The 14,458-nt window shown below is 58.7% G+C and carries 9 protein-coding genes; 2 read left to right on the forward strand and 7 right to left on the reverse strand.

The window, feature by feature from the left end:
- Positions 1-214 precede the first annotated feature (214 nt).
- Complete coding sequence (locus HUW35_RS08670) at positions 215-2,398, forward strand: M3 family metallopeptidase (protein ID WP_181255174.1); 2,184 nt, start codon at positions 215-217, stop codon at positions 2,396-2,398.
- Positions 2,399-2,441: 43 nt separating this feature from the next.
- On the opposite strand, the gene HUW35_RS08675 is transcribed toward HUW35_RS08670, so the two are convergent.
- The 4 genes from HUW35_RS08675 to crp form a co-directional block, all read right to left on the reverse strand.
- Entirely contained in the window at positions 2,442-4,610 is a 2,169-nt protein-coding gene (locus tag HUW35_RS08675; RefSeq protein WP_181255175.1) for a transporter substrate-binding domain-containing protein, read from the reverse strand.
- A gap of 89 nt (positions 4,611-4,699) precedes the next feature.
- On the reverse strand, positions 4,700-6,277 hold the full coding sequence (locus tag HUW35_RS08680) for a sulfotransferase (RefSeq protein ID WP_181255176.1): 1,578 nt from the start codon (positions 6,275-6,277) through the stop codon (positions 4,700-4,702).
- Between the two features lie 72 nt (positions 6,278-6,349).
- Positions 6,350-8,824 (reverse strand): TonB-dependent receptor, encoded by a 2,475-nt coding sequence (locus tag HUW35_RS08685; protein WP_181255177.1) that lies wholly within the window; start codon positions 8,822-8,824, stop codon positions 6,350-6,352.
- A gap of 264 nt (positions 8,825-9,088) precedes the next feature.
- A complete protein-coding gene (gene crp, locus HUW35_RS08690) occupies positions 9,089-9,724 on the reverse strand; it encodes a cAMP-activated global transcriptional regulator CRP (RefSeq protein WP_078083318.1) in 636 nt (211 codons plus the stop codon).
- Positions 9,725-10,046: 322 nt separating this feature from the next.
- Here crp and HUW35_RS08695 point away from each other — a divergent pair, with 322 nt between their 5' ends.
- Positions 10,047-10,454, forward strand: coding sequence for an OsmC family protein (locus HUW35_RS08695; protein ID WP_181255622.1), 408 nt, complete (start codon positions 10,047-10,049; stop codon positions 10,452-10,454).
- A 73-nt stretch (positions 10,455-10,527) separates the two neighbouring features.
- Here the strand turns inward: HUW35_RS08695 and coq7 are convergent, their stop codons facing one another.
- From coq7 to purH, 3 genes are all read right to left on the reverse strand, one after another.
- The gene (coq7, locus tag HUW35_RS08700) at positions 10,528-11,175 is read right to left on the reverse strand and encodes a 2-polyprenyl-3-methyl-6-methoxy-1,4-benzoquinone monooxygenase (RefSeq protein ID WP_181255178.1); all 648 of its coding nucleotides are present in this window, start codon (positions 11,173-11,175) and stop codon (positions 10,528-10,530) included.
- Positions 11,176-11,213: 38 nt separating this feature from the next.
- Positions 11,214-12,509: a phosphoribosylamine--glycine ligase gene (gene purD, locus HUW35_RS08705; RefSeq protein ID WP_181255179.1), complete on the reverse strand. Its 1,296-nt coding sequence runs from the start codon at positions 12,507-12,509 to the stop codon at positions 11,214-11,216.
- 262 nt (positions 12,510-12,771) lie between these two features.
- The gene (gene purH / locus HUW35_RS08710) at positions 12,772-14,346 is read right to left on the reverse strand and encodes a bifunctional phosphoribosylaminoimidazolecarboxamide formyltransferase/IMP cyclohydrolase (RefSeq protein ID WP_181255180.1); all 1,575 of its coding nucleotides are present in this window, start codon (positions 14,344-14,346) and stop codon (positions 12,772-12,774) included.
- Positions 14,347-14,458 lie beyond the last annotated feature (112 nt).

Consider the following 14,458-nt stretch of genomic DNA (forward strand, 5'->3'; position numbering starts at 1 on the left):
TGGATCTTGCACCGGTAGCGGCAGGTCAATGGGATGAGTGGTTGTACCACCGGGATGAACCACAGGTGGGTGAATTCCCAGTCATCCATGAAATGATATATTGGCGCGTTAGACATCTTAGCTGGTGCCGATATCTGCAGAGGGGGGAGCGCTTGCCCGCAAACCCGGTGCAAACCATTGGCGCCGATACCAGACACACTCATCGGAGAATGACATGCGCAAATCCCTGCTCGCGGTAGCCATTGTGGCTGTTGCCGCCTGTTCCGAGGCGCCCAAGCCGGATTCCAAGTCTGTGCAGGCATCTGAAGTAGAGAAGTCCCAGGTGGCTGGCGATCATACCGCCCCTGCTGCGCAGGAGAATCCGCTGCTTAGCCCCAGCACCCTGCAATACCAAGCCCCGGATTTCGGCCAAATCAAGGACGGTCACTTTGCCCCGGCCTTCGAACAGGGAATGCGCGAGCACCTGCAGGAAATCCAGGCGATCGTAGAAAACCCGGAACCGGCCAGCTTCAACAACACCATTGTGGCTATGGAGCAGTCTGGCGCGTTGCTGACCCGTGTATCGCGCATCTTCTTCAACCTGGTTGGCAGCGACAGTAATGAAGCCCGCCGTGAACTGCAGAGCAAGCTGGCCCCGCAGCTGGCGGCGCACTCCGACAGTATTTACCTGAATGCGGACCTGTTTGCCCGCGTGGAGAAGCTCTACAACCAGCGTGTTGAGGAAGAGCTGGATGCGGAATCCGCGCGCCTGCTGGAAGACGTCTACGATAACTTCGTCAAGGCAGGGGCCAAGCTCTCAGCGGAGCAGAAAGTGACCCTGCGCGCGCTGAATGAAGAGCACTCCAAGCTCACAACCCAGTTCAGTCAGAACCTGCTGAAGCTCAGCAAAGACATCGCCGTGATTGTCGACGACAAGAGCGAGCTGGACGGGCTGTCTGAGAGCAAGATCAAAGCCGCCGCAGAGGCCGCTGCGGATGCGGGCCACGAAGGCAAATACCTGATCAGCATCACCAATACCACCCGTCAGCCGGTGCTCGCCTCTCTGAAGAATCGCGAACTGCGCCAGCGTATCTGGGAAGCTTCCGCCTACCGCGGTACCTCCGGCGAGCTGGACAACCGCCCGCTGGTCAAGCGCCTGGTGCAGATTCGTGCACAGAAAGCGGACTTGCTGGGCTTTGACAACTGGGCCGAGTACCAGCTGACCGGCACCATGGCAGAAAAGCCGGAAAACGTCCTGAGTATGCTGAACTCCATGGTGCCGGCGGTGGTGAAAAACACCAAAGCCGAGCAGGCTGATATCCAGGCACTGATCGAGCGCGAAGGGGGTGACTTCGATGTGCAGCCCTGGGACTGGGCCTACTACGCAGAAAAAGTGCGCCAGGAGAAATACGAGCTGGATGAAAGCGAGGTGCGCGAGTACTTCGAATTTAACCGCGTACTGAACGACGGCCTGTTCTACACCATGAACCGTCTGTACGGCATCACCTTCAAGCCCCGTCCGGACCTGCCGGTATACCACCCGGATGTTCAGGCATTTGAACTGTTCGATCACGACGGTGAGAGCCTGGCAATTTTCTACGCGGACTACTTCGCGCGTGAAGGGAAGCGCGGCGGTGCCTGGATGAGTTCCTTCGTCGGCCAGTCAGAGCTGCTGGAGCAAAAGCCGGTGGTCGTCAACGTGATGAACATCCCCAAAGGCCCCGAGGGTGAGGCGACCCTGGTCAGCTTCGACCACGTCACCACCATGTTCCACGAACTGGGACACGGCCTGCACGGTATGCTCTCCAAGGTGCATTACCCGAGCCTGGCGGGTACCGCCGTATCCCGCGACTTCGTTGAGTTCCCGTCCACGTTTGAAGAGGATTGGGCGAGTCACCCCGAAGTGCTGGCGAACTACGCGTATCACTACAAAACCGGTGAGGCCATCCCCGACGAGCTGTTGGCAAAAGTGTTGAAGGCAAAGAACTTCAACATGGGCTTCGACACGCTGGAGTACATGTCTGCCGCTTTGCTGGATATGGAATGGCATTCCCTGCCCGCCGACGCCGAGCAACAGGATGTGGAAAAATTTGAAGCCCAGGCCCTGGCCAAGCACGGTGTAGATCTGGCCGCGGTACCGCCCCGTTACAAATCCACCTACTTTGCCCACTCCATCGGCGGCGGCTACTCCGCCGGTTACTACGCCTATATGTGGAGTGAGATCCTGGCTGCGGATGCTTTTGCCTACCTGCGTGAGCGCGGTGGCCTGACTCGCAAGAACGGCGACCTGTACCGCAAGAACATCCTGGAAGTGGGTAACTCCCGCGCGCCCATGGAGTCTTACGTCAAGTTCCGCGGCAAGGAGCCAACCACTGACGCACTGCTGGTCCGTCGCGGACTAAAGCCGACCGAAGGGTAACCAGCGCAACGCCGCGCAGGGAAGCGCGGCTGAGCGTCCTGTATCAGTCGTCCGATGGGCTGGGAATAAAACGCAGCAGATGCGTGGGCTCGGCACCCGCGACGTGGGTATAGGCGCGGTACAGGTGGCTGATTTTGCGTACATACTGCACGGGTTCCGTGCCGCGCACGTAGCCATAGCGGGCATTGTTGAAGTATTTCGGCTCTGCCAGTTTCAGCATTGCCACCTCAACATTGCCAAACCATGTGTCTGGATTCAGGCCGAGTTCCTTGGCCAGCCTGCGGGCATCCAGTAGGTGGCCGTAACCGGCATTGTAGGAAGCGAGGGTGAACCAGAGCCTGTCCACTGCGGGCAGTGTGGGTTCAAGGCGATCGCGAATCCAGTTGAGGTATTTGACGCCGGCCCGAATATTCCGCTCCGGCTCAAACAGCGGTGGCGGGTATCCCATTTCTTCCCCGGTCATCGGCATGACCTGCATCAGGCCCTGCGCACCAACCGGCGAGATTGCCTTGGGGTTGAAGTTACTCTCCTGCCACATCTGCGCGACCACCAGCCGCCAGTCGAAGTTGTAAACCAGCGATTCCCCTTTTACCAGTTTGTCGTAGGGTGACAGGTCCTGCCCGGGTACGACCCGCGCCGCAACCCGTTGGGTAAAGCGTTTGTTGGGTTCAAAGTAAGCGGCAATTTTCTGCTGGTACTGTTCGCTCTTGCGGTATTTGACGATGAACTTATCGAGTTTTTTCTTCAGCTCGCGGTTCTGTGGCATCAGCATCCAACCCTGACGTCTCGGGTCACTGACCATCGTTCCCGGCAACAGCTCTGGCTGCAGAGAGGCGGCCATCAAGACATCATCGGTATCGACGATGGTGGCATCCAGCTCACCGGCGGCAATCTTGTTGATGATTTCCGCCATGGAAACCTCCGGTGCCGCCACCTCCACCGTCACATCAATGCCACTGTTTTTAATCGCATTAGCCGTGGTAATGAAAGGCGAGAAGGCGCGCAGCGTCAGCTTGCGTCCGGCCAGGTCTTGCACCTGGTTTATTGCGGGTTTCTGCCTGTTGCTCACCACCTGTTCCGGGGTTTCCCGGTAGGAGGTGGTAAAGGTAATGCCCTGGTCGATGCGCTCCTGGGTAATATTTTTAACCGCCCCGGCAAAATCTCCCCGCCCGGCTTTCAGCCAATCAATCAAAGTCTCACTGTAGGGAACCACGATAATCTGTAGTTGTAGCCCGTGTTGTTCGGCAAAGGCCATGGCGAGATCGTAGTCAAAACCCATCAGCACCCCTTTCCAGAGGTAATACACGGAAGGGCGGTTGTAGGTCAGGAAGCGGACCACGCCGGATTCCTTGATGGCGTGCCAGTCGGCAATCCGGTTATCCGGTGCTTCGACCAGGTTTCGGGTGAGGAAGTTGTTTACCGTGGTGAGTAATTTTTTTGAGTCCTTGCGCACCGCCCAGGCAATATTTTCACTGGGGGATACTTCGGCTCCGATACGCACATCATCCCGGTAGCTATGCATGTTGTCTGCAATATAGTTATCCAGGATCGCGACCCGGTTGTTTTTCTCGTTCAACAGATCGACGAGGGCATCGCGGTCCTCGTATACCACGGGTTGCAGGATGCTCAGGTTTGCCTGCGGGTATTCCGCGCGCAGGCGCTCCGCGGTTTCCACATAGTTTGAACCCGCCTGGGCAAGCAGTTCCACATTTTTCAATTTTGATGGATCGCTGATGTCCGGCCCTTCCACGCTGGTCACCAGTTTGTGGCGGGCCTGCATCAACGGCACGGTGAAGTCGACAAGGACTCGGCGGGCCTGGTTGTCGGTGAGGGTGTAGGCGGCAATATCCGCCTCACCCGCGTGCACCATTTCTATCGCCTGCTGGGGCGTGTCCGCGCGCAGCCAGACGGCCTCCAGCCCCAGTTTTTCAGCCAGCTTATTGGCTAGGTCAAGGCTTCGCAGGGTGACGATACTATCCCGGGGGAGCAGGTCCTGCCTTGGGCCGGAAAGATTTACAAAGCGGATAACACCGTGCTTTCTGATGTTGTCCAGGTCGCCTGTCTCTGTGTAGTTGGAGAATGGAGCTGGCTCACGAGGGGTGGCTTCACTGATTGACTCCGGCTTGCTACAGGCGGCGAGCAGCAGAAGTATTGTTATGGCGAATAACGAAATACCACTGACGAGTCGAGCAGCTCCCAAATGCTTCTGCATGGAACTACCTCAAGTTGACCCGCCAATTCTAGTGTCGAATTCGGCGGTTCCCTCCATGTCAGCCTCCCGTTGGAGCGGGGCGGTTCCCGCTAGATCATTCCTGCCCGGCTGAATATCTCGATGGCCGGAGCCAGTTCCTTTTCGTATTTTTTCCACCGCTCGACCGCATCCCGGTAGATCGGTTGTCTTACCTGAACACTGCTGGCCGTGGAGACCGCATTTTCAGAACGGTAAAAGTTCAGGCAGCCATGCTCCCAGGGAAGGTCGAGATATTGCATCATTTCCCGGGATTCCCGTTCCGGATTTTCGGTGAGCCCTTCATAGTTCACGGTGTAAATTCTGTCGCCGAATATCGATTTCCAGTGCGCCATTAAATCCTGGTATGCGCAGATATAGCGTGCAGTATCGCTGAGGCTGTAGTGGTAGTGGTAATAGCGGAAATTGAAAGAGAACAGCTGGCGGTAGTTACTCAGGCAGACGTCCAGCGGGTGTCGCTCGAGGGTCACTATTTTGGCTCTTGGCAGGCTGCGTAAAATAAACCCGATATAGAGGAAATTCATCGGCAGCTTGTCAATACTTCGGGCACTGTTTTGTCCCCTTTCCCGGCAGCGTTCTATGTAGTCTTTTGCTATTTCTTCGGGTGCGCTGCGCAATGCTGCGGATACCACTTCCGGGGAAAGTGCCTGCGGGCTGGAGGTGGCTGAATGTTGCTTGATGATCAGCGGAAACTCGTGCAGTTCTCCCAGTGTCGCCACCTGCGAGTGGCTGGCAATAATTTGCTCCACCAGTGTGGTTCCGGAGCGGGGCATGCCGAGGATAAAGACAGACTCCGCCCCGAGATCATTCTCTGATTCGCCTGCGGTATCTACTGGAAAGGCCGATTTTATGGATGAAAAAAGTTCGGCATCCTGCGCAAAGGTGTAACCCGATTTTTGCCGGTAGCGGCTTTTCGCCTCGGCAAGAACAGAAAATGCATCGCGGTATAGTCCGCCTTGTTCGTAATGCCTGGCCAGGGCGTGACTCAGGTAGAGCTGGTCCTCGGCACTCAGCCCGGGTTTCTCCAGCGCGCTCTGCAATGTATCGCGCTTGTCGCTATTGCGCGTGTTTTTTTCCAGCTCCGACAGAGCCCAGCGAGCGCGCGCGAAGTCTGGTTTTAATTCGATGGATTTCCTGTAGGCGTTGCGAGCGGCCTCCTGGTTGCCGAGGAACTGCTCGGTAGATCCCAGGTTGAACTGAAACTGGGCATTGTCCGGTGACAGCGCAACGGCCTGTCGCAGCGGGGTAATGGCTTTGTTGTGTTCATCGAATTTGGCGTAGACCACGCCCAGGGTATCGAGAATCAGCGCCCGCTGCGGCTTTTCTGCCATGGCCGCATCTGCTGCCTGAATTGCTGGCGCGTACCGATTCAGCTGTGCGCAGTAACGCGCTTTCTGGCTCAGGTATTCTTCGTTGCGCGGCGCTTTCTGCAGGGCACGCTCGATCATTTCCAGAGCTTTGTTTAACTGTCCGGCGGCGGCAGTGGCAATACTGATAAGGAACCAGGCATCGCTGTGCCCGGGCTCCCGCTGCAAAATCTCGCGGCAGCACTGGTGCAGGCTGCGCATATCGCCGCGGTTGAGCGCTTGCGTTGCGGCAGCATGCAGCTGCTTTATTGTCGGTGTCTGCATAAATTCAGGGCCAAATAAAAAAGCCGGTCCGGGACAGTGTATCCCAGACCGGCTTTGTGTGAGTGCGCCGAATCAGAAGCTGTAGGTGAATCTGGCACCGATCGTGCGCGGGGTACCCACGTACTGGCCGTAAGAGCGCTGGGTAAAGCCGTTGCCCCACCCGATGCCCGGACCGTTGTTTTCATCCTCCAGGTTGCGGCGGCTGGTGCGGGTACCGGTGATGTAGTACTTGTCCCACAGGTTGTCGGCAAAGGCCTGTACCGTCCAGTTGTTCATGGCCAGCGTGGCGGACAGGTGATGTACGGCGTATCCCGGGATGGCTTCGCCACCGCGGTCACCTGCGGTGATGCTGCCATCCTCTTCGACGATATAAAGCGGATCTTCCGGTCCGCCCACCATGTTGTAGACATCACTGGCGAATACCAGGCCGTAATTCAGGTCGAGATCGTAGCCGCCCATCACCGTAGTCGTGTAATTCAGATTAAGCGATCCCTGGTGTTGCGCATGGCCGGGCAGGCGCGCTCCCGCATAGACGTCGAAGGGGCCGACCAGCCCGGGTGCGTCTTCGGTCAGTTCCGCATCGGTATAGGCGTAGGTGAGGGCCAGATCCAGATTGTCGGTAATCAACCAGCTACCCTGAAGTTCGAAGCCCTGGCTCACCGCGGCACTGCCGTTACCGGTGATCGGCAGTGAGCCGTTAGCGGTAGTGGTCGCAACCTGCAGGTCGGTCCAGTCGATATAGTAGAGCGCGGTGCTCACCGACAAGCGATCGCCAACCAGGCCCTTGTAGCCGATTTCGTAGTTATCGATCTGATCCGGGTTGATCAACACTTCGTCGGGGAGTGCGCATAGCTGCTGGTTGTCACTGGCAATTTGCTCGGCGGTACATTGAGGAACCGAGTTCACGCCGCCGTTGCGGTAACCCTGTGAGTAGGTGAAATAGACCATGCCGTTATCAACTGCATCCCACGCCACGTTGAACTTGAGCAGGTCACCGTCATCTTCACCCTGGTTGCGACCGAGATCCACGTTAATGGCGTCCTGCGGTTCGCCAAGGAATACCGTTTCAAATAATGGCAGCCCGAAACCACCGGTAATGTCGGTTTCAAACTTGTAGCGCCGGTAGCCGCCGGTTACCGCCAGGGTATCGGTGATGTTGTAGGTCAGCTCGCCGTAGAAGGCCGACTCCTTCTCGTCGATATCGGTGAGCTGGATATATTCCAGGCTGTCTGGACGCAATTGCACACCGTCCCAGTTGTCCACAACAAACTGGTCAAAGTAGGGGGTGAATTCCTCACTGATGGCGTCGGAAACGTACTTGTTCTGGAAGTATCCCGCTACCCACTTGAACGGGCCTTCGTGCTGGGAAGACATGCGCAGTTCAAAGGTATCGGATTGATCCTTTACTTCCTCCCGGGTATAGGCGGAGAAGGAGGGGAAAGAATCGTAGCCGTAATCCAGGTCCAGCAGCAGGTCGGTCTGGTCGCGCTGGCCCAGCTCTTCGTACTCGGACTGGCCATACACCATGGTGGCCTGGGCAAAGCCCAGATCGCCGATCAACTCCAGGCTGGTGAGCTTGTTGGTGTAGTGGTTGGGTTCCTCGTAGCGCATACCCGACTCGTAAGGCCCGGTACCGAAGGAGAGCTGGTGGGCCAACTGACGGCCTTCGGCCTTGGTGTCCTGGTAGTAGTGCCACAGGTTGGCTTCCAGCCAGTCGTTGGCGAGCCAGCGCACATTGATTCGCGCAGAGGTGGTGTCTTCGCCATTGGCATCTTTGGCGCGGCGCAGGTTTGCGGCGACTTCCTCGGGATTATTGAAATCTGGTTCCGGGTCGGAGATGCCGGATTCGCGCACCACGTAGTTGTAGTCGATGAAGCCCGGATCCTGGACACTGTCCGCATTCACCCGAATGGCGAGGGTATCGGTGATGGCGAAGTTCAGGGTGGCGCCGTATTCCTGACCGAGGCCGGAGCTTTCGCTGTTACTGCTGGCGCTACCGCGGAATTTGGCACTGAACCCGGAGGGATCTGCCTTCGCCGGGATATAGCGGATGGCACCGCCCATGGTGCCCTGGCCGTAAAGGGTACCCTGGGGGCCAATGAGTACTTCCACGCGCTCGAGGTCGACCGGCTTGAGGTCCACCTGCAGGGGGATATCGCCCAGGTACATGGCAACCGTACTGCTGCTGAAGCCCGGGCCCAGGCCACCGGTGTTCAGGCCGCGCACCATCATATCCGGTACTTCATCCCGAGGGCCCCGGTCCACCACGGTCAGGCCGGGGGTGTAGTAGGCAATCTTGGAAATACTGTCGAGGCGCAGGTCCTCGATTTTTTCACCGCCCACGGCCGAGATGTTAATGGGGATATCCATCACGTTTTCTTCGCGCCGCGAACCGGTGACGACCACCTCTTCAAAAACCGGTTTGTTTTCGCTCTCGGCCTTGCCGTCCTCGGCCAGGGCGGACTGCCCCGAGGATATTGCGGCGAGGGAGATGGCGATGGCGAGATTGGACTGGGTCAGGACTTTGGATCGGCTGCTGTGACGCATGATTGCTCCCTAAGACTGTTTTTTGTTTATTAGTGATATCTGCAATCACGGTACCAGTGTCGAAGAGAATAAATCGCTAATTAAGGGGTTCAGGCAGGGGATAATTTTGCATGTGCGCCTTCGGTTGGTGCATGCGTCTAAAAGGTGGTGGTTTTGTGCGTCTTTATGGTGCTGCAGGGGGGCTATTGCGCAGTAGCCGGGAGGGGAAATAAAAAAGGCGATCCAGATGGATCGCCTTTCGGGGAGCGGAATAAACGGTGCCGCCTAGCGGGTGCCGTAAACAACCATGGTTTTGCCTTTGACGGATACCAGTCCCTGCTCTTCCAGGGTCTTCAGTACCCGGCCAACCATCTCGCGGGAGCAGCCAACAATACGGCCGATTTCCTGGCGGGTGATCTTGATCTGCATGCCTTCCGGGTGGGTCATGGCATCCGGCTCGTTGCACAGGTCGAGCAGGGTGCGGGCAACGCGGCCGGTGACGTCCAGGAACGCCAGGTCACCGACTTTACGGGTGGTGTTGCGCAAGCGCACGGCCATCTGGGTGGCCAGGTTGAACAGGAATTCCGGATGCTGACGGGTCAGTTCCTGGAATTTGGTGTAGGAGATCTCCGCTACCTCACACTCGGTCTTGGTGCGCACCCAGGCACTGCGGGTGTCCTGGTCAAACAGGCCCATCTCACCGAAGAAGTCGCCGTCGTTAAGATAGGCGACGATCATTTCACGCCCTTCGTCATCCTCGATTAGCACGGTTACCGAGCCGCGCATGATGAAGTACAGGGACTCGCAGCGGTCGCCGGCATAGATGATGGTGCTCTTTGCCGGGTAGCGGCGGCGGTGGCAATGGGCGAGGAAGTCTTCGATGTTGCCAGTAGAAAGGGTTTCTTCGGTAGCGACCGTCACGGATCTACTCCTTTTTCTAGAATTTTTGTGCCTGATCCCGGGTAAGAGGACGATTATCCCGCTAAAACACCGGTGCCGACAGGGGCAGAGCGCAGCAATGCTTCGCAATGTGATCTGGGCCACTGTTTGCGAAGGACTCGGATAGGGTGTTGTTTATAGCGGTTGTGGACAGCGCTGACAACCGCTGTTAGTGAAGGCTTACTTATTGATGGTTGCGGGCTGGGGCGGATTTGTAAATTTCCCTGCTGCAGATATCGCGCTCCCTTGTGATAAGCTCCCGGGCCGCGTCAATTATGAAGGAGAATGTTCCATGGCAGGCGTTATGCAGGGTCAGGTGACCTGGGTCAATGGGGTCACGTTTGTGGGCGAATCCGGCAGTGGTAACTCGGTAGTGATGGAGGGAGGCCAGAAGAACAATGGCATCCGTCCGATGGAGATGATCCTGCTGGGTGTGGGTGGCTGCGCCTCTTACGATGTGGTGGGTATTCTGCAGAAGACCCGTCAGGACGTGGTGAGCTGCCATGTAGAACTCAAGGGTCACCGCCCGGATGCGGTGCCAGCACCTTTCGAGAAGATCGAGATGGAATTCGTGGTGCGCGGGCGGGACATCAAAGAGAAGCACGTGGCCAAGGCGGTGGAACTGTCGGCTGAGAAGTACTGTTCGGCTTCTATTATGCTCGGCAAGGCTGGTGTAGAAATCGTGCATACCTACCGGATTGAAGAAGCCTGAAGGCTTGCGAGCAATTCATAAAAAAGGGGAGCCAGTGGCTCCCCTTTTTTATTCTCTTTACAGAGGCGGCCGCTTACAGCCGGTAGCTCACCGAAGTCATCGCTTTCGATACCAGCGTCATCAGCCCCTTAACCGGGCGCGGGAAGCGCGCACCGCCGGCATCCAGTGCCGCGTGTTGATGTTTCGCTTCATCTACCAGCATCTGCTCCACCACCGCACGGCTCTTGTCGTCCTGAGCGGGCAGTTTCTGCAAGTGGCTCTCCAGGTGCTTGCACACCTGTTCTTCCGTGGCCGCGACAAAGCCCAGGCTGACCTTGTCGGAGATCTTGCCCGCAGTGGCACCGATGCCGAACGAGAGTCCGTACCACAGCGGGTTCAGCAGGCTGGGACGGCTGTCCAGTTCCTGCAGACGCTGTTCGCACCAGGCCAGATGATCAATCTCCTCATCCGCCGCATGCTCCATCTCTGCACGTACCTGCGGCAGCTTGGCGGTCAGGGCCTGCCCCTGATACAGCGCCTGGGCGCAGACTTCACCACTGTGATTCACGCGCATCAGCCCCGCCGCGTGGCGGCGCTCTGCGTCCGACAGGTTCGCCTCGTCTGCCGACTTGGCGGGAGACGGGCGCTCGTGACAGGGTGAGCCCGGGCTCAGGGTACGCAGGGCGCGGTCCGCCTGCAGCAGCAGGCGGTCCAGACCGGATAACTGGCGTTGACTGCTCATCAGTGTGCTCCGTATTTAGCCAGACAGGAAAAGGCCAATCAGGCCTCTTCAGACTGCTCCCGCTCCACCGCGCGGTAACCGATATCCTTGCGGAAGAAGACACCGTCCCAGTGGATCTTGCGGGCGCATTCGTAGGCATTTTCCTTGGCTTCCGCCACCGTGTCACCCAGTGCGGTGGCACAGAGTACGCGGCCGCCGCTGGTGACGACGCGCTCGCCGTCCAGCGCGGTGCCGGCGTGGAAGATCTTGGCGTTTTCACTGTCGGCCTTGTCGAGGCCGGAGATGGGATCGCCCTTGCGGTAGCTGCCCGGGTAGCCGTGTGCGGCGAGCACCACACCCAGCGACGGGCGCGAGTCCCACTCCACTTCGACCTGGTCGAGGCGTTTCTCGACCGCGGCCATGCACAGCTCCACCAGGTCGGACTTGAGGCGCATCATGATGGGCTGGGTTTCGGGGTCGCCGAAACGGCAGTTGTACTCGATGACCTTGGGCGCACCTTCTTCATTGATCATCAGGCCGGCGTAGAGGAAGCCGGTGTAGGGCATGCCCTCGGAGGCGAGGCCTTTGACGGTGGGCTCGATGACTTCTTTCATCACCCGCTCGTACACGTCCGGGGTCACCACCGGTGCCGGGGAATAGGCACCCATGCCGCCGGTGTTGGGGCCGGTGTCGCCATCGCCGACGCGCTTGTGGTCCTGGCTGGTAGCCATGGGCAGGATGTTTTCGCCGTCCACCATGACGATGAAGCTGGCTTCTTCGCCGGTGAGGAATTCTTCGATGACCACGCGGCAGCCGGCTTCGCCGAAGGCGTTGCCGCTGAGCATGTCGCGCACGGCCAGTTCTGCCTGCTCTACGGTTTCGGCGACGATGACGCCTTTACCAGCGGCGAGGCCATCGGCCTTGACCACGATGGGGGCGCCTTTTTCGCGCAGGTAGGCGATCGCCGGCTCAACTTCGGTGAAGTTCCGGTAGTCGGCGGTGGGGATGGCGTGACGCTCGAGGAAGTCTTTGGTGAAGGCTTTGGAGCCTTCGAGCTGGGCGGCAGCTTTTTCCGGGCCGAAGATGTTGTGGCCGCGGCTGTTGAAGTAGTCGACGATGCCGTCAACCAGCGGGGCTTCCGGGCCGACGATGGTGAGGTCGATACCTTTTTCTTCGACGAGGTCGGAGAGGGCGGAGAAGTTGTCGACGCCGATGTTGACGTTCTGGAGCTTCGGCTCGCGGGCGGTGCCGGCGTTACCGGGGGCGACGAAGACGGTGTCTACGGCGGGGTTTTGGGCGGCCTTCCAGGCCAGTGCGTGTTCACGGCCACCAGAGCCGATTACCAGGATATTCATTCTTGAGTTTCCCCGTGCCTGTTATTTAGGTGGGCTAGTTTAGCATTCTTAACTTGTCGGGCAGGTGACGGAGTGATGGCAGGGTAGATATTTGCCAGCTCCGTGGCGGGCCAGATACCGGGGTCCATTCGCGAGACACGCCGTAAACCCATCCCTGGGGGCTTGTCGAAAAGGTCCCTCTTTTCGACAGTCTCGCGAATGGGCCCCGGTATCCGGCCCTGCGCTTCCGAGTTTAGTGGTACTCGGCGCGCACAGACGTTGATTAGTGACGGAAGTGACGCATGCCGGTAAACACCATGGCCATGCCGTGCTCGTCCGCAGCAGCGATGACTTCGTCGTCGCGCATGGAGCCGCCGGGCTGGATCACGGCGCTGATGCCTACCTTGGCGGCGTTGTCGATGCCGTCGCGGAAGGGGAAGAAAGCATCAGAGGCCATCACTGCGCCTTTCACTTCTAGGCCGGCGTGCTCGGCCTTGATGGCGGCGATGCGGGCGGAGTTGACGCGGCTCATCTGGCCGGCGCCAACACCGATGGTGCGGCCGTCTTTGGCGTAGATGATGGCGTTGGATTTGACCATTTTGGCGACTTTCCACGCGAACAGCAGTTCGTCCAGCTGCTCGTCGGATGGCTGAGCCTTGGTGACCACTTTGAGGTCTTCCTTGGCAACCATGCCGTTGTCTTTTTCCTGCACCAGCAGGCCGCCGGTGACGCGCTTGTAGTCGAACGCGGCGGGGCGCTCTGCGCTCCATTCACCGCACTCCAGCAGGCGTACGTTCTTCTTCGCGGATACGGCTTCTGCCGCGGCGGCGGAGACCTTGGGCGCGATGATGACTTCGGAGAACTGCTTGTCGACGATCAGCTGGGCGGTTTCGGCATCCAGCTCGCGGTTGAAGGCGATGATGCCGCCGAACGCGGATTCCGGGTCGGTGGCGAAGGCCAGTTCGTAAGCGGTCTTGATGTCTGCAGCAACGGCGACGCCACAGGGGTTGGCGTGCTTGACGATGACGCAGGCCGGCTCGTCGAACAGTTTGACGGTTTCCAGTGCGGCGTCGGTGTCGGCAACATTGTTGAAGGACAGCTCCTTGCCCTGCAGCTGGCGCGCGGTGGAGACGGAGGCCTCTTCGGCGTCGGCTTCAACGTAGAACGCCGCCTGCTGGTGGGGGTTCTCGCCGTAGCGCATGTCCTGGGCTTTTTCGAACTGCACGTTGAAGGTGTTCGGGAACGCGCGGGCTTCGTTGTTGGTGTTACGTGCGCCGAAGTGGTTGGCGATCATGCCGTCGTACTGGGCAGTGTGTTCGAACGCCTGCACCATCAGGTCGTAACGGGTTGCGTAACCCAGCTGACCTTCGTTGGCTTTCATTTCCTCGATCACGGTGTCGTAGCTGTGGGTGTTGACCACGATGGCGACGTCTTTGTGATTCTTGGCCGCAGAGCGGACCATGGTGGGGCCGCCGATGTCGATGTTTTCGATGGCGGTCGGCAGGTCGCAGTTAGGGTCGGCAACGGTGGCCTTGAACGGGTAAAGGTTGACCACAACCATGTCGATGGGCTTGATGCCGTGCTCATCCATAACCGCGTCGTCGGTGCCGCGGCGACCGAGGATACCGCCGTGCACTTTCGGGTGCAGGGTTTTTACCCGTCCGTCCATCATTTCCGGGAAACCGGTGTAGTCGGAAACTTCGACTACCGGGATGCCGGCTTCGCCGAGCTGGCGGAAGGTACCGCCGGTGGAAAGGATCTCCACGCCCATGGAGGAGAGTTCGCGGGCAAATTCCACAATGCCGGTCTTGTCGGAAACGCTGATCAGCGCGCGGCGAACGGCCACCTTGTCAGTCATATCGCATCGTCCATTCAGATGTGTAAAGAGCAGTCATTAAAGCGGCACATGGATGTGCCGCCGCGGCCAGAGGCCGGCGATGATGAAATGGATCAGGGGTGATTCATTTCAT

The sequence above is a fragment of the Microbulbifer sp. YPW1 genome (genome assembly GCF_013367775.1).
GTDB lineage: Bacteria > Pseudomonadota > Gammaproteobacteria > Pseudomonadales > Cellvibrionaceae > Microbulbifer.